General features: G+C 66.1%; 14 protein-coding genes. 9 read left to right on the forward strand and 5 right to left on the reverse strand.

From position 1 onward, the window contains the following. Positions 1-14 precede the first annotated feature (14 nt). The 3 genes from fbaA (at position 15) to F9C12_RS25070 (ending at position 2,045) form a co-directional block, all read left to right on the forward strand. Positions 15-1,046, forward strand: coding sequence for a class II fructose-bisphosphate aldolase (fbaA, locus tag F9C12_RS25060; protein WP_409184276.1), 1,032 nt, complete (start codon positions 15-17; stop codon positions 1,044-1,046). A 199-nt stretch (positions 1,047-1,245) separates the two neighbouring features. Further along, on the forward strand, positions 1,246-1,392 hold the full coding sequence (locus F9C12_RS25065; protein WP_409462019.1) for a hypothetical protein: 147 nt from the start codon (positions 1,246-1,248) through the stop codon (positions 1,390-1,392). Then, a complete protein-coding gene (locus F9C12_RS25070) occupies positions 1,389-2,045 on the forward strand; it encodes an MBL fold metallo-hydrolase (RefSeq protein ID WP_409462020.1) in 657 nt (218 codons plus the stop codon). Before F9C12_RS25065 ends, F9C12_RS25070 begins: the two co-directional genes overlap by 4 nt. Positions 2,046-2,063: 18 nt before the next feature. Here F9C12_RS25070 and F9C12_RS25075 read toward each other — a convergent pair whose 3' ends face one another. Then, positions 2,064-3,485 (reverse strand): alpha-L-fucosidase, encoded by a 1,422-nt coding sequence (locus F9C12_RS25075; protein ID WP_409462021.1) that lies wholly within the window; start codon positions 3,483-3,485, stop codon positions 2,064-2,066. A gap of 201 nt (positions 3,486-3,686) precedes the next feature. On the opposite strand from F9C12_RS25075, the gene F9C12_RS25080 reads away from it, so the two are divergent. The 3 genes from F9C12_RS25080 (at position 3,687) to F9C12_RS25090 (ending at position 6,995) form a co-directional block, all read left to right on the forward strand. Further along, positions 3,687-5,447 (forward strand): hypothetical protein, encoded by a 1,761-nt coding sequence (locus F9C12_RS25080; RefSeq protein ID WP_409462022.1) that lies wholly within the window; start codon positions 3,687-3,689, stop codon positions 5,445-5,447. 149 nt (positions 5,448-5,596) lie between these two features. Beyond that, on the forward strand, positions 5,597-6,190 hold the full coding sequence (locus tag F9C12_RS25085; protein WP_409462023.1) for a hypothetical protein: 594 nt from the start codon (positions 5,597-5,599) through the stop codon (positions 6,188-6,190). Positions 6,191-6,209: 19 nt separating this feature from the next. After that, positions 6,210-6,995, forward strand: coding sequence for a hypothetical protein (locus F9C12_RS25090; protein ID WP_409462024.1), 786 nt, complete (start codon positions 6,210-6,212; stop codon positions 6,993-6,995). Here the strand turns inward: F9C12_RS25090 and F9C12_RS25095 are convergent. Next, positions 6,975-8,153, reverse strand: coding sequence for a hypothetical protein (locus tag F9C12_RS25095; RefSeq protein WP_409462025.1), 1,179 nt, complete (start codon positions 8,151-8,153; stop codon positions 6,975-6,977). The genes F9C12_RS25090 and F9C12_RS25095 overlap by 21 nt on opposite strands. A gap of 234 nt (positions 8,154-8,387) precedes the next feature. Here F9C12_RS25095 and F9C12_RS25100 point away from each other — a divergent pair, with 234 nt between their 5' ends. Together F9C12_RS25100 and F9C12_RS25105 are read left to right on the forward strand one after the other, a co-directional pair. After that, positions 8,388-8,798, forward strand: coding sequence for a DUF3151 domain-containing protein (locus F9C12_RS25100; RefSeq protein ID WP_409184284.1), 411 nt, complete (start codon positions 8,388-8,390; stop codon positions 8,796-8,798). Between the two features lie 111 nt (positions 8,799-8,909). After that, positions 8,910-9,803, forward strand: a complete 894-nt coding sequence (locus F9C12_RS25105; protein WP_409184285.1) for a helix-turn-helix domain-containing protein — start codon at positions 8,910-8,912, stop codon at positions 9,801-9,803. Here F9C12_RS25105 and F9C12_RS25110 read toward each other — a convergent pair. From F9C12_RS25110 to F9C12_RS25120, 3 genes are all read right to left on the reverse strand, one after another. Next, complete coding sequence (locus F9C12_RS25110) at positions 9,784-10,290, reverse strand: GNAT family N-acetyltransferase (protein WP_409462026.1); 507 nt, start codon at positions 10,288-10,290, stop codon at positions 9,784-9,786. The two genes, F9C12_RS25105 and F9C12_RS25110, sit on opposite strands and share 20 nt — an antisense overlap. A 74-nt stretch (positions 10,291-10,364) precedes the next feature. Then, positions 10,365-11,549, reverse strand: a complete 1,185-nt coding sequence (locus tag F9C12_RS25115) for a GGDEF domain-containing protein (protein ID WP_409184287.1) — start codon at positions 11,547-11,549, stop codon at positions 10,365-10,367. Between the two features lie 323 nt (positions 11,550-11,872). Beyond that, positions 11,873-13,132, reverse strand: coding sequence for an MFS transporter (locus F9C12_RS25120; RefSeq protein WP_409184288.1), 1,260 nt, complete (start codon positions 13,130-13,132; stop codon positions 11,873-11,875). Positions 13,133-13,449: 317 nt separating this feature from the next. Here F9C12_RS25120 and F9C12_RS25125 point away from each other — a divergent pair, with 317 nt between their 5' ends. Next, positions 13,450-15,327, forward strand: coding sequence for an FAD/NAD(P)-binding protein (locus F9C12_RS25125; protein ID WP_409462027.1), 1,878 nt, complete (start codon positions 13,450-13,452; stop codon positions 15,325-15,327). Positions 15,328-15,353 lie beyond the last annotated feature (26 nt).

Here is a 15,353-nt window from a genome sequence, read left to right on the forward strand (position 1 = left end):
TCGAGGAGGAACCGATGCCCATCGCCACCCCCGAGGTGTACGCGGAGATGCTCGACCGGGCGAAGAAGGACGAATTCGCCTACCCGGCCATCAACGTGACCTCGTCGGAAACCGTGAACGCCGCGATCCGCGGGTTCGCCGAGGCGGAGAGCGACGGGATCATCCAGTTCTCCACCGGCGGCGCGGAGTTCGCGTCCGGGCAGAAGGTGAAGGACATGGTCACCGGCGCGACCGCGCTGGCCGAGTTCGCCCAGGTGGTGGCGGCGAAGTACGACGTCAACGTCGCGCTGCACACCGACCACTGCCCGAAGGACAAGCTGGACGGCTTCGTCCGCCCGCTGATCGAGATCTCCGCCGAACGCGTCCGCGGCGGCGGCCTGCCCCTGTTCCAGTCCCACATGTGGGACGGTTCGGCGATCGACCTGGACGAGAACCTGCAGATCGCGCAGGAACTGCTCGCCAAGGCCGCGGCGGCGAAGATCATCCTCGAGGTCGAAATCGGCGTCGTCGGCGGCGAGGAAGACGGCGTCGCGAACGACATCAACGAGAAGCTGTACACGGCCGAGGGCGACTTCGTGAAGACGGTCGACGCGCTCGGCGCCGGCGAGAAGGGCCGCTACCTGCTGGCCGCGACCTTCGGCAACGTGCACGGCGTGTACAAGCCGGGCAACGTGCAGCTGCGCCCGGACGTGCTCAAGCGCGGCCAGGAAGTGGTCTCGGAGAAGCTCGGCCTGCCGTCCGGCTCGAAGCCCTTCGAACTGGTCTTCCACGGCGGCTCGGGCTCGCTCCCGGAGGAAATCCGCGAGGCGGTGTCCTACGGCGTGGTGAAGATGAACGTGGACACCGACACGCAGTACGCGTTCACCCGCCCGATCGCGGACCACTTCTTCAAGAACTACGACGGCGTGCTGAAGATCGACGGCGAGGTCGGCAACAAGAAGGTCTACGACCCGCGCAGCTACCTGAAGGCCGCCGAAGCGGGCATGGCGGCCCGGGTGGTGGAGGCTTCGCAGGCCCTGGGCTCGGCGGGCAAGAAGCTGGGCTGACGGGGTTTGTTGGGGAGGCCGTCTCGATCTGTGATCGGGGCGGCCTTCCTGCTTTGTTTAGGTGAGAGGGATTGGCCGGGCAAGGAGAAGCTCGATGAGATCGCGGGCAAGCCGCTGGCGACCCGCCTCCGTGATCTGCCTGGCGGCAGTCGCCGTTCTGACGTGGTCCTTGCCCGCGTGCGGTACGGGCGGAGCCGGAATGGAACCGACGATCACCCTGGAACAGGCCAACCAGAAGGTTGAGGAGTACTCGAAGAAGGCACGCGAAGCGCTGCCCGCCGAGACTCGGTTGACGGCTCCTCGCCGCATCGGTTGGCTGGACCGGGACGAGGGAGGGACTCCATGACCTACACCGGAGTGGTGACCACTGGCGGCCCCGCGGACGTGCGCGAGACCAGCGGGCTGATCATCTCGAAAGTCTCCGTCGGGACGATCGACAACAACGCGTACCTGCTGCGTTGCCGCGCCACCGGAGAACAATTGCTGATCGACGCGGCGGCCGACCCGCAAACCCTGCTCGCCCTGGTCGGCGACGGCGGTCTCGCGTCGATCGTGACGACGCACCAGCATTGGGACCACTGGATCGCCCTGGAGGAAGTCGCCGAGGCGACCGGTGCTCGTACCTACGCGGGCCGCGATGACATCGACGGGATCAAGGCCCGTATTGACGTTCCGGTGGACGATGGCGACCTCATCCGCGTCGGCGAGGTCGAATTGACGGCTCGGCATCTCGTCGGTCATTCGCCGGGCAGCATCGCGCTCGTTTATCGGGATCCTGAAGGCATTCCGCATCTCTTCACCGGCGATTCGCTGTTCCCGGGCGGGATCGGAAACACGGAGAAGGACCCGGCTCGGTTCGCGTCGTTGCTCAAGGACGTGGAGGAGAAGATTTTCGGCGAGCTGCCGGACGAGACGTGGTTCTATCCCGGACACGGCGGGGATTCCACGTTGGGGGCGGAACGTCCGAAGCTTCCCGAGTGGCGCGAACGAGGCTGGTGAGCGGGTCGCGCGGCCCGCTCACCAATTCGTCACCGAAAGGACTGCCGGGAATTCCTCGGTGAAGCCATCCGTCCGGTGCCGAGGCAGGTCGAGCACGATTCCCTCTGTCGTCCGTGTCCACGGCAGCGGCCGGGAAGGCCCGCCCAGCAAGCGGATTCGGGACCGGCCGGTGATGGGCACATCACCCGGCACGAGAAGCCGGCCGTCCGGCCAGTGGAGCGGGATCAGGTGGAACGCGCCCCGCGTCCGCGTATAGCAAAGATCGCCGTCCATCGCGCGAATCCACGGGGTCGCACCGTAGATCGCGCGGCCGTTGATGCGCAGCCAGCGGCCCATGTCCAGCAGCCGCGAACTCATCCAGTCCGCGATCGTGCCGTCCTCTCGCGGGCCGATGTTGAGCAGCAGGTTTCCGTTCTTGCTGACGACTTCCGCGAGCAGCCGGAGCAACTGTACCGAGGATTTGATCTTCGCCGGATCCTCGTTTTCGTTGTAGCCCCAGGACTTTCCGATATTCAGGCAGGCTTCCCACGGATCCGGGCGCAGGACGTACTTCTTGTTGTCCCCTTCCACGGTCGCGAAATCCGCGTGCGAGGCCTCGAAGCGGTCGTTTGCCAGTACACTCTTCGGGCGGGGTCGGTCGGCGGCGTTCCGGTAGTAATAGGACAGGATTTCGTCGCTGCGCCAATCCCACGTCTTCGGCCGGAAGATCGGGCCGCCGCCGAAGTCGTGGTAGCCCTGGCCGTCTGCCCACAAAAGGTCCGGGTCGTACTGGTCGATCAGGGTTCTCAGGTGCGCGTGCTCGTATTGGGTCACGTAGTCGGCGACCGGGCGATACCCGGTGTAGGGGATTTCCGCGCCGGTGTAAGGGTTTCTGGGCGCGGTGCCGAGCGCGGGGCTGTAGAACTCGCCCAATGAATAGTAGAGACCGCGTTTAAGGCGGGAGTGTTCGGCGGCCGAGAAGAGTTCGCCGACCAGGTCGCGGCCGGGGCCGAGGCGGACGGAATTGCGGTCCGACGCGGTGTTGCGGAACAGCTGGAAACCGTCGTGGTGCTTGGAAGTCAGCACGAAATACCGGGCACCGGCTTGTTCGAACAGGCGCACCCAGGAGTGCGGGTCGTAGCGGCGGGCGGTGAAGCGCGGGATGAATTGGTCGTAGGCGAAATCCGCGCCATAGGTTTTCAGGTGGTGGTCACGAGTTCCGGTGCCGCGCGCGGGATCCGTGACGTTCATGGCGTACAGGTACCATTCCGCGGCGTGTTTCGCGTCGCCCCAAGCCGCGGCTGAATAAGCGCCCCAGTGAATGAAGATGCCGAATTTGGCGGAGGGGTACCAAGGCGTGGCGACCGGGGTGGCTCGGGCCTGGGTCGCGGTGAGTCCGAGCAGTCCGGCGGCACCCGCCGCGGCGAGCACGCCTCGGCGGGTGATTCCTGCCTGGTCCATGACGCATCCACTCCCGTCGCGGCGGCGGTCATCAGATGTCTTGGCCTTTCAGGGGTACCAGGTCGCCGAACGACCGGCAAGCATCCTGTCTGGTCAAGACAGGTGTTCACATGCATGAACGCGCGGATTGGCCGATTGACTTCCGCGGAATGCCTTTCTTATGGTCGAGCGAATACATCAGATCTCTCGAAGGTGGCGGCCATGGGTGGGGAAACCAGTCGGCGGACGGCGTTGCGCGGCGGGGTCGCCCTCGCGGCACTGGCCGCCACGGCGGGGACCGCGTTCGCTGACCCGAAGCCGGGGCGGCGGTTGCCGTTCCTGCTCGACATGGTCCAGAACAATCCCGGCGAACCGCTGTTTTCCAGTCGCTTCAACGATCCCGTGACGTTGAAAAGCTACGGCTACGACGGTCAGGTGATCAACGAGTTCACCCCGCCGCAGACCGCGATCACCTTCGAGACGTTCGACGAACGCGTTTTCCCCGCTGGATCACCGGGTCGTGCGTGGGTGGAAGCCACCGCGAAGAAGATCGACGCACACATCGCGCGAGCGCACGCGGCGGGTATCGCGGCGTATTTCTTCACCGACCTCATCGTCCTGCCGAAACGGCTGGTCGAACTCTACGGCGACCAAATACTCGACAGCAAAGGCAGAATCAGCCTCGACCGTCCGCTCACCCAGGAAATCCACCGGCTGATGCTGCGCGAGATCTGCGCGCGTTTCCCCGGCCTGGACGGAATCGTCGTCCGCACCGGTGAGACTTACCTGCAGAACGTGCCGTTCCACACCGGAAACAACCCGATCACCAACGGTGCCGCGAGTCACCTGACCCTGCTCGGAATCCTGCGCGACGAGCTGTGCGTACGCGCAGGCAAACGGGTCTTCTACCGCACCTGGTCCACTGGCAGCGACAAGCTGACCAGCGACCCCGCCTTCTACCGGCAGGTGACCGACCAGGTCGAAACGCACGAAAACCTGGTCTTCTCGATCAAGCACACCGAGAAGGACTTCTGGCGGACCATCCCGTTCAACCGCACCATCGGCGTCGGCAAACACCGGCAGATCATCGAAGTGGAATGCCAGCGTGAGTACGAGGGCAAGGGCGCGTTCCCGAATTACGTGATCGACGGCGTAGTAAACGGTTTCGAGGAATTCCGCACGTCGCAGCGCACTGGCCCGATCGGGATCGCCGAAGTGGCCGACAACCCCATCATCGCCGGAATCTGGACCTGGTCCCGCGGCGGCGGTTGGCGCGGGCCGTATCTGCAGAACGAATTGTGGTGCGACCTCAACACCTGGGTAATCGCCCGCTGGACCCGCGACACTGGCCTCGGCGAGGAAGGCGCGTTCACCGAATACGCGACGACGCGGCTCGGCTTGCGCGGCGACCAGATCCGCCGCTTCCGCCGGCTGGCGTTGCTTTCCGCGGCCGCCGTGCTGCGCGGACACTACAGCGTGGTGCACCCGATGAACAGGCTGATGTGGACCCGCGACCAGTTCCTCGGCGGTTCGGACAAGGACCTGACCAGCGATTACGCTGCGATCGTCGCCGCTGGACGCGTCGAAGGCGTGCTAGCGGAGAAAGCCGCGGCGGCCCGGATGTGGGACGAAATCGTCGCGCTGTCCGGCACGCTCCCGCTGCGCGACCACGCCGACCGGACGTACCTGCGAGTGTCCGCGCGCTACGGCCAATCCTGGCACCGCGTCGTACACCACGGCTGGGAAGTAATGCTGCGCGGGTACGCCGGCGGATCCGACAAAGCCGCGATGCGCTACCACCTCGCCCGTTACGACGCGGAATGGCAACGCTGGCAACGACTTGCCAAGACCGAACCCTCCTGCGCGACGCTGTACCAGCCATACAGCTTCGGCCCGAAAGGCCCAGACGGGCTGTACAACGCCGACCCGGACCACGGCCTCAAGCCGGCCACCGACTATTACCGCCGCCTTCTGTCCTCATAAGGTGGGTGCCTGCACCATCCTCGTTGAGGGGGTTCAGCGTCAGCTACACCAGCCAACGCTTCTGAAGGGTGCCGGGGGATTGTGTTAGTGGTCCGACTCCTTGCAGCTTCAGGGTCGCGCGGTGCTCGTATTAGGGGCACTATGCATTGATGACCTCTGCTTGGATGTTTGCGGTGACCTCACTTGCAGGAGTGGTGCTCGGCAGTCTGCTCAGCTACCGCGTCAACCGGGCGTTTCCGCCGGGTCTGGCCAGCCACGAACCCGCTGGAGACCTGGCCGTAATCGAGCGATGCCTCCAGGCGAAGCTCGACGCTGACGAGGCGAGAAGGCGGCTCGAAAAGGTAGAGCATGCATACGGCCAGCTGATGGGTTGGCTCTATGAACTAGAAATCGATGTCGACGGAGTGCATGTCGCATTGTATTCAGATAATAGAACGAATCTTAATGATCTGAATAGAAAATTGGAAAGTTGGTCGTGGTCGACACTGCGGCCGCCGCGTGAAGTAGCTGCTACTCAGTATTACTGGAACGACGCCATTCGCGATCTTATGGGAGAGTTCTATCGAAAGATGTATGATTTTGTAGGATGGGCAATTCGTGATCTTAAAAAAATTCTCGAGAATACTGAAGACTTGACGCCGAATTCGTACCGCGCCAGCTCTGAGTTTTTTGACGCAAAACGCGAGATTAATTTGATTTTTTCGAGAATTCGCGAAGAGGTTCGCGTTGAAGTTGGCCGGTAGTGCAGTGGGAGGCTGTTTGATGAAGAAGGAAACTGGCGTTCGTCGGTATATCTATTGGGCCAATCGTCGGGTGCTCGGAATTTTGGGGGATCAAGGTGTTGGATTGAACGACAGGAAGCAGCGTAAAATTTCCACGCCTAACATTAAAAGCTTCCTTCCGGTAGTTGAGTGGGTTGTCGAGTACTCGTCTCTGACCAAGCCGCAGTTGGCATCAAAGGTCGAGTCTGTTCTTGGTGACGAGGTGGTATCGGATTTAGGGTCTCCTGCTCCGATCTGCTTTGCGAGAGGTCAGGGCTCGGTGGCCTTCGGTGAATTCGTCGGCGCGGATACGGATATGGCAATGATGTACATTCCGCAAAGGTCTTCCCGCGGCGATATTACTGCTGTATGTTTGTTTGGTAGCGTAGAGAACTACTCTGACTTCGTATCCCCGGCGGACGGTCCGGTCGAGCGCGGGTGGACTTCGTCCGCCTCGGGAAGCATTTATAAGTTTCTCCAGAGCGAATGTCGAGTAACACCCTCACGATGGGAGAATCGTGAAAATATGGCCCGAGAGGCGGTTAAGATCGCTGCCTTTCAAGGGTTATATGATCAACCTGCGAAGGTTGATCATCCCCAACGCGGCTACATGTATGGGGACGTTTTGCATGGCGGTGAATGGTTCGCTGAAATATATCAAGACTTCGATTTGGCGGAAACTTTAGGCGGGCCGCAGGATGGGCACGGCCGGGTATTGATAGGCGCTCCATTGTGGTTGCGCACGGCAACGCCTTCCGAAATGCGGCTATATTCCGACATGAGATGACGCATTGCGGCTCCTCCACCATTCCTTCGCCGGACCAGCCCCAGCCCACAACCCGAACACCGCCACCACCGCGACCAACGCCGTCCAATAAGCCACCGGCGGAGCCGATTCCGTCGGCTGGTCCCCGAGCAGCCAAGGCCGCAACTGCGACTGCACCCAGAACGCGCCATACCCGAGCGCCGTCACCAAAACCGCGCCCGTCAGCGCGGGACGCGGCAGGAGGAAGGCCAAGTCCACCGCGATCCCGACAGCCAGCAGATAGAACGGCACGGTCGACACCGGGAAGCCCAGCGCGAGCAGCAGCGGCCACATCACGCCGCGGTAGGCGACGTACGCTCCGGCCACGGTCAGCGCGGCCCAGCGCTTGCCGACGGTTTTCCGGGCCAGCACGAGGATCAGCGCCGACACGCCGATGCCCCACAGCGGGTACACCCACTCCGGGATCGGCATCGTGAAGTGCAGCACCGCGGCCCGGTCGACCGGGTGGCCGATCTGGTTGGCGGCGAACGACAGCAGCGTCGGCTCGGCCTCGGGCGTGCCGCGTTCCCAGGCCCGCAGGCCGAGGATGCCGTACTCCTGCTGCCCGTTCGGGAAGAAGGTGTTCTCCAGGAAGAACGCCCACAGCGCGAGCAGCACCCCGGTGCGGAAGCGGCCCGGCGGGGACAGCCGCAGCCAGCCGAGCAGGACGCCTGCCTGCATGATGCCCGTGCCGAGGTACAGCATCATGTGCGACGGGCTCCACGCGGTCAGGTCGAGGCCGTTCACGCGGTGGTTGATCACGTCGAGCGGCGCGGCGACCAGGAACACGATCAGCCCGGCCTGCATGAGCCGCAGCGAGCGCCGGTCGCAGCCGAGGCCGGTGTAGCTGTGGATCGCCACCAGCACGACGATGATCACCGTGCCGACGGTGTTGATCAGGTGCGGCGGGGCGAGGTCGTCGCGCAGCCACTTGAAGTGCCACGACATGTCCCACGACGACCCGACGAGCTTGAACGCGAACGCGGTCAGCCACATGCCGTAACAGAACCGCAGCACCCACGCCGGGGTCGGTGCTCCCGGTGCGCCGCGGTGCCAGTGCGTCGCGAAGAAAAGCCTGGTCTTGCCTACGGGTCCGCGCGGGACCGCGGGGCCGGCGACGCCTTCAACCGCCTTCGTCATAGGCGCCATCATTCCCTGCCGCAAGAGGACGCGGCGGGACAAGGGGCGAAAACCGGGGTTCACCCCTACGGGTGGCGGACTTGCCCGGGCGCGGCCCGGCACGGCAAGGTGTCGGCCCATGATGCCGAAACGAGCTGTCGCCGCCGTGCTGATCGCAGCACTCGTTCTGGCCGGCGGAGGCGTGCTGACCAGCCTGTTCCTCTGACCCGAGGACATCGTGGGCACAATGGCGGCATGACGCACAACCTGCTGGGCCCCGAGCCCACGCTGCTGCCCGAGCACACCGAAGCGCAGGCCGCGCTCGACTCCGGGACGGACCCGTCCGCCGTGGCCGCCGAACACCCCGACTACAGCGAGGCCTGGGCCGCGCTCGCCGAACGCGCGCTCGCCGACGGCGAGACCGTCGCCGCGTACGCCTACGCCCGCACCGGCTACCACCGCGGCCTCGACCAGCTCCGCCGCGCCGGCTGGAAGGGCTTCGGCCCGGTGCCGTGGGCGCACCGGCCGAACCAGGGTTTCCTGCGCGCGCTCGCCGCGCTCGGCACCGCCGCGGGCCGCATCGGCGAGTCCGAGGAGCACGAGCGCTGCAAGACCTTCCTCGCCGACTCCGACCCGGCCGCGGCCGAGGCGACCGGACTGAAGTGACGCGGGCCTGCCGGTCGCGCCCCGCCGAAAACCCGGGCGCGACCGGCAGGTTGCCCACCTTCGGGTGACAGCTAGAGGTGTTCGCAATTGGTGACACCTACAAAGGCGGCCATGCGAGGCACGGCCATGCTCACCCCCCGGATCCGCACCCTCGGCACCGCACTGCGCGAGGCCAGGGTCGACGCCCGTTTCGGACTGCGCGAACTCGCCCGGCGAGTCGGCACCAACCCTGCCCTGGTGTCGAACTGGGAGCTGGGACAACGGGTTCCCGCGCTGGAGGACGTCGCGGGCATCCTCGGCGCGCTCGGCGTCGTGGGTGCGGAGAAACAACGGATCCTGCAACTGGCGCGCGGCACCGCCGAACCGGGCTGGGTCGCCCGCGGCAAGCAATCCGACCCGGACCACCTCGGCGGGCTGCTCGCCTGCGAACGCGCCGCGACGTCCGTCGTCGAATGGCAACCGCTGCTGATCCCGGGACTGCTGCAGATCCCGGATTACGCGCGGGCGCTGTTCCTCGCCGACGGACTGCCGCTGAAGGAAGCGGAACGCCAGGCGGAGATCCGGATGATGCGCCGTCCGCTGGTGGTCGGCCCCGGCGCGATTCCGTGCGAGGTGCTGCTGGGCGAGGCAGCGTTGCGCAATCCGATCGGCGGGCCCGCGACCATGGCCCGGCAGCTGCGATTCCTCGCCGACTTGATGGCGACGTCGGCGAAGCTGTCGGTCCGCGTCGTGCCCGCCGCCAGCGGCGGGCATCCGGGACTCGCCGGGCGGTTTTGCGTGTACTACGTGGAGGTCGGCGACCCGATCGTCTACTTCGAGCATCAGCACTCGGGGGCCTTCCTCCTCGACGAGGGGGACGACACCTACTGCGAGGTCGCGGACCGGATCCGCGATATCTCCCTGGACTCCCGCAAATCGGCCGCGTTCGTGCAGCACGTGGCGCAGGAGTTCAGGGAGATCGCGCAGGGGAAAAAGCCGGAGGGGCCTAGGAATATGTTCGGTTAGCCGGGACGTCGACCGCGATCCGGAGTTCGCTCTGCAGCAGGTTCTTCGACACCGCGAAACCGTGCCGCAGATAGGCCGGGATCGCGCGATCCGAGGAATGCACGGTCACCCGCTCCAGCCCGAATTCCGCGGCCAGCCGCAGTGTCGCCTCGATCAGCAGGCCGCCGACGCCGCTGTCGCGAGCTTCCGGCACGACGTACACGCATTGCACGTCGCCGCAAATCCGCGAAAAGTCGTGCGGCGTCGGGACTCTGGGGGTCAGCGCGAGAAACGCCATCCCGAGCACTTGCTCGTCCCGCACCGCGACCAGACAGCGATGCGTTTCGGCGTGCGCGCGAGCCCAGGCGACGAACTCGCGTACGAATGCGGCCCGATCGCGGTGCGGCAGGCCGTCCTGGTCCGCAACCCATCGCCAGCGCAACGCGGCGACGGCGGCGAGTTCGTCGTCGCGGGCCAGGCGGATCCCGGTGCGCGGCACAGCAGTCATTTCCGCTTTTCGGCTGGCTGACGAAGGATGGACCCGGCCGGCCGGGGGAGGGTGCCGGCCGGGTCCGGGGTCCGTCAGGCGACCGCCGCGAGTTCCCGGGTTGGCGTGACCGAGCCGACGACCCGGTTGCGGCCGCTGTTCTTCGCCGCATACACCGCCGCGTCGGCCGCCGCCATCACTTCCTCGATGCTCGTCCCGTCCAGCGGGAACGCGGCCACCCCGATAGACGCGGTGCGGTTTTCGATCGAGACCGCTTCGCCTTCGTTCGTCTGCGTCGGGATCACGAGTTCGCTGATCCGCTGCCGGATCCGTTCCGCGGTCACGATCGCGTCTTCCTTCGACGTCGACGGCAGCAGCGCCACGAACTCCTCGCCGCCGAACCGGCCGACGAGGTCGTGTGCCCGCGTCTCCTGTTTCACCACGGCGGCAACGGCTTTGAGCACGTCGTCGCCCGCGAGGTGACCGAACGTGTCGTTGATCCGCTTGAAGTGGTCGAGGTCGATCATCAGCGCGCCGAAGCTGCCGTTCTCGCGCTCGGCACGGGAAATCTCGCGCTGCGCGCCGTCCTGCCACGTGGTGGCGTTGAGCAGCTGCGTCTTCTGGTCCGTGGTCGCGAGTTCCTCGAGCCGCTTGATCAGCATCGACCGCTGCAGCACGTACAGCGGCAGGATCACCAGCACCGACAGCAGCGGTTCGTGGCTCAGCACCATCACGAGCAGCCCGCCGACGCACAGGGTCGCCAGTTCCAGCAGGTTGTCGTCCATCGTGCCCAGGCACGATTCGGCCGTCGCCTTCGCCGGGTCGGTCAGGTACAGGCCGAGGCCGGTCAGCGCGGTGTTGACCAGGAAGTATCCGAGCGCGCCTGCCACCACGGTGGTGACGCTGCCGCCGTCGGTGAGGTGTCCGGCCAGCGCGGCGCCGAAGCCGGACAGGATCATCGTGGTCGCGTTGGCCGCGACGCGGTGCGCCTCACCGGGGCGCGTGCCGTTCCAGCTGCGGAACGCCAGGTAGACGTAGATGATCACGCCCAGCGCGGCCACCAGCTGCGGCGGCACCAGCAGCGCCGCCGGAAGCAGCCACACCGACGTGACGGTGATGTGCGGGCCCTGGCTCAGCATCCGGCGCTGCCGCTCGATCTGCCGCGTGACCTCGGTCTGCGCGATCGCGAGTCCGGCGAGCATGCCGAGGATGCCGATCTGCTTGAGGCTGACCGGGAACACCAGCGCGCTCACCACGGTCAGCGCCGCGGTGACGGCCATGCTCGTCAGCGTGACCGCGACCCACTGCCGCGGCCTCGACCAGAGCGACCACCGGGAAACCGCAGCGCGCAGCCCCAGCCCAGAAAATTCCCCCAATGTGACCATTCTTCCCCCCGGGTCTTGCGCGGATCGACAGTGACACTCGCCTTACTCACAGTTTCAGACCGTTTGCCGCCTGTCCACAAGGGCCTTAGGTGTGTACATTTTTCCCGAACACGCCGGATGAAGGGTGACCAGCGATGCGCAGCAAGGAACAGTGACCGCGTAGCAGCACCGCAAGGTCGCGCAGGTCAGAGCCTCACGCGCGGGGCATGTCGGGGTAATCAGGCAGGCTCGGCGCGTGTGGCTTCCTTCGCGGACCCCTCTTCGGCCTGCCCGGAAACGGTGCGCTGCCACGCGATCGCGAGCGGAATCGTGATCAGCAAGCCGGCCAATCCGAAGATTCCGACCGTCGTCTGGGCGCTCACGTGGTCCGCGATGACGCCGCCGATCAACGGTGTCACGCCCATCGTCGTGGTCAATCCGGTGTTCGACAGCCCCATTGTCTGCGCCCGGCTCTCGTCCGGGACCGCGACCGTCAGCGAGGCGGTCGCCTGCAGCAGCGCGATCGTGCCGAAACCGCCGGAGATCACGAACAAAATCACCGAGACGACCGGGCCCGGCTGCAGGAAACAGAGCAACAGCGGGATCGCGGCGAGCGCGGTCATCGGGCCGATCAGCTTCGGCCGGATCCCGGCGGGCACCCAGCGGGTGTAGGCGAAGGTGAAGATCACGCTGCCCACCGGGTCGGCGGCGAGCAGGAAGCCGATCATTTCGGACCCGCCGCCCGAGGAAGCGACGTAGGGCGCGGCGATGCCCTCGTACACCGGCATCAGCCCGGCGAGCCAGGTGAAGATCATCAAGGACCGCAACGCGCTGGTCGCGAAGGCGACCCGGCCGCCCGCGCTCAGCGAGGACAAGAACGGCTTGCGCTTTTCCCCGCTCGCCGCCGCGGGACGCGCCTTCAGTCCGAAGCGGAGGAAGAGCGCGGAGAGCACGAAGGTGCCCGCGTCGAGCACCAGGGCGAGACGGGCGTCCATCGTGAGCAGAAGCGCGCCGCCGCCGGCGAATCCGAGCAGCTGCGCGGATTGGACCGTCATGCTCCGGATGCCCATGCCGACCACGAACCGGTCGCCTTCGAGCACCTGCGGCAGCAACGCCAGCTGAGACGCTTTGAACGGCGGATTCAGCAGTGAAACACAGCCGACGAGCACGCATAGTGCCCAGAACGGCAATCCGGGAATGGCTACGCACAGAATCAGCACCGCGCGCGTGAGGTCGACGGCGACCATGACCGCCCGGCGCGGGAAACGGTCGGCGAACCCGGTGAGGAAGATACCGCCCAGCAGCGACGGGAAGAACGTGAGCGCGTAGGTGAGGCCGGTCAGCGTCGCCGAACCGGTGTTGGCGTAGACGAGGACGGACAACGCGACCCGGGCCAGCTGGTCACCGGCGATAGACAGCAGCTCGCCGAACCACATCGCGCGGAACTCGGCGACTCCGAACACCTCGCGGAAAGTGACCCGGTGTGGTGCTGTCGTCATGCGTGTTCTCCCCGCTGCTGTGCGCGGACTGTGCCGCACTAGTGACCAACGGGTGACCCTAGATCCTCCTGGTCACGGGTCGGTCACACGAAGTGAGTTGTCAAGCTCAGTGTCTCGTGACTGTTGGTGATTCTCTAGGTTCTTTCGCCGGTATCCGACAGGTCACGGTCAGTTCGCCACGTGTCCAGACGATAGCGCTCCGCACTCCCCGCTGGGGCCGGTTCGATCTTTGTGGTTTGTGCCACACCCGATGGGGTCGGCCGTCCGCAGAGTGGAACGGCCGCCGTCCGGCCATCCGGCCGCGTAGCTTCGCCCGGGTGACCGCTCTCCCGACGTTCACGCTCGCCATCGTGGGCGCCGGACCTCGCGGGGTCGGCGTCCTCGAACGGCTGTCCGCGAACGCCGCCGGCCTCCTCGGCGACCGGCGGATCGAAGTCCATCTCATCGACCCGTTCCCGCCCGGCCCCGGCCGCGTGTGGCGGTACGAGCAGTCGCCGCTGCTGCGGATGAACTCGATGCCCGAGGACGTCACCGTGTTCACCGACGACACCGTCCGGATCGACGGTCCGGTGCGGCCGGGTCCGTCGCTGATCGAGTGGGTGCGGCAGGTGCGCGCGGGCACACTCGCCTATCTGGTGCCGGACGACGTCCGCGCCGAGTTCGAGACGCTCGCCTCCACGGATTTCCCGACGCGGCGGCTGCAAAGCCGGTACCTGGAGTGGTTTTACCGCAAGGTGGTGGCCGAACTTCCGCCCGGCATCACGGTGGTCGAGCACCTCGCCACCGCCGAAAGCATCGACGACGACGAGACCGTGCGGCTTTCCGACGGCACCGCCGTGGCCGCCGATGCCGTGGTGCTGACTGTCGGCCACCTCGACGCGGTCCCCGACTCCCGCGAACGCGAACTGGAGGCGTTCGCCGAGCAGCACCAGTTGTCCTACTACCCCGCTGGCTACACCGCGGACGTCGACTACTCCGCGGTGCCCGCCGGAGAACCGGTGCTAGTGCGCGGTTTCGGGCTCGCGTTCGTGGACCTGATGCTGTTGCTGACCGAGGGGCGTGGCGGCCGGTTCGAGGAGTTGCCGTGCGGCGGGCTGCGCTACCACCCGAGCGGTGCCGAGCCGGTGCTGCACGTCGGTTCGCGGCGCGGGGTGCCGTATCACGCGAAGACTGGCTACCGGTTGCGCGGAAAACCCTTGCAGCTGCCCAGGTTCTTCGACCAGCGGGCGATCGAGGGATTGACCGGTCCGCTCGATTTCCGCGTAGACGTGTGGCCGCTCATCGCGAAGGAACTCGCCTGGGCGTATTACACCGAGCTGTTCACCGAGCATCCCGACCGCGTGCGGATGGATTTCGCGGTCTTCGCGGACAAATTCGCCGACCTGCCGTGGTTTTCGGCCGAAATGGCCGCGCTGATCGCGGACGCGGTGCCGGCTCGGGAAGACCGGCTCGACCTGGAGCGGCTGGACCGGCCGTTCGCTGGCCGCCGCTTCGATTCCGGCGAGGAATTCGGGAAAGCGGTGCGGAAATACATCGAGTCCGACCTCGCGCGCCGGGCGGATGTGCACCACAGCGCGGACCTCGGCGCGTTCATGGCGCTGCTGTCGGTGATCGGTCAGCTGCCCGCGCTGCTCGCGACCGGACGGTTGACCGCCGCGTCGCAAGTGTCCGATATGGACGGTTGGTTCCATGGCTTTTTCTCTTACTACGCCAGCGGTCCGCCGCCGCGTCGGCTCGAGGAACTGCTCGCTCTCGAGGACGCTGGCGTCGTGTCGTTCCTGGGAGCGGACATCTCGATCGCTGCTGACGTGAAGGCCGGAACGTTCGTCGCGTCGAGCGCCAGCCACCCGGACACCGTCGCCGCGCGCACGTTGATCGAGGCGCGGCTGCCTGACGCGAGCGTCCCGCGCGTGTCCGACCCGCTGTTGCGCAGCCTGCGCGACGCTGGCGCGTTGGCTGAGGAGACCGTGCCGGATGTGGACGGTGCGACATTGCCGTCCGGGCGAATTGCCACCACGCTCAACGACTTCCGGCTGGTCACTGTGGACGGAGCGGCACATCCGCGACGGTTCGCAGTGGGCCCGCACACGAGCGTCCGCTCGGCCGGAGCCTTCACGCGGCCGCGTACGAACGCGATCTCGTTCCGGCAGAACGACGCGCTGGCAAGGGAAATCCTGCGACTGGCCAACCCCTGACCGCCAGCACCGCCGCCGGTTCGGAA

Source organism: Amycolatopsis sp. GA6-003 (genome assembly GCF_046267895.1).
Lineage (GTDB): Bacteria > Actinomycetota > Actinomycetes > Mycobacteriales > Pseudonocardiaceae > Amycolatopsis.

Bases quoted from the DNA above. Each gene is read 5' to 3' on its own strand.
- fbaA (WP_409184276.1), top strand. From the start codon at position 15: ATGCCCATCGCCACCCCCGAGGTGTACGCGGAGATGCTCGACCGGGCG.
- F9C12_RS25065 (WP_409462019.1), top strand. From the start codon at position 1,246: ATGGAACCGACGATCACCCTGGAACAGGCCAACCAGAAGGTTGAGGAG.
- F9C12_RS25070 (WP_409462020.1), top strand. From the start codon at position 1,389: ATGACCTACACCGGAGTGGTGACCACTGGCGGCCCCGCGGACGTGCGC.
- F9C12_RS25075 (WP_409462021.1), bottom strand. From the start codon at position 3,485: ATGGACCAGGCAGGAATCACCCGCCGAGGCGTGCTCGCCGCGGCGGGT.
- F9C12_RS25080 (WP_409462022.1), top strand. From the start codon at position 3,687: ATGGGTGGGGAAACCAGTCGGCGGACGGCGTTGCGCGGCGGGGTCGCC.
- F9C12_RS25085 (WP_409462023.1), top strand. From the start codon at position 5,597: ATGACCTCTGCTTGGATGTTTGCGGTGACCTCACTTGCAGGAGTGGTG.
- F9C12_RS25090 (WP_409462024.1), top strand. From the start codon at position 6,210: ATGAAGAAGGAAACTGGCGTTCGTCGGTATATCTATTGGGCCAATCGT.
- F9C12_RS25095 (WP_409462025.1), bottom strand. From the start codon at position 8,153: ATGACGAAGGCGGTTGAAGGCGTCGCCGGCCCCGCGGTCCCGCGCGGA.
- F9C12_RS25100 (WP_409184284.1), top strand. From the start codon at position 8,388: ATGACGCACAACCTGCTGGGCCCCGAGCCCACGCTGCTGCCCGAGCAC.
- F9C12_RS25105 (WP_409184285.1), top strand. From the start codon at position 8,910: ATGCGAGGCACGGCCATGCTCACCCCCCGGATCCGCACCCTCGGCACC.
- F9C12_RS25110 (WP_409462026.1), bottom strand. From the start codon at position 10,290: ATGACTGCTGTGCCGCGCACCGGGATCCGCCTGGCCCGCGACGACGAA.
- F9C12_RS25115 (WP_409184287.1), bottom strand. From the start codon at position 11,549: ATGGCCGTCACCGCGGCGCTGACCGTGGTGAGCGCGCTGGTGTTCCCG.
- F9C12_RS25120 (WP_409184288.1), bottom strand. From the start codon at position 13,132: ATGACGACAGCACCACACCGGGTCACTTTCCGCGAGGTGTTCGGAGTC.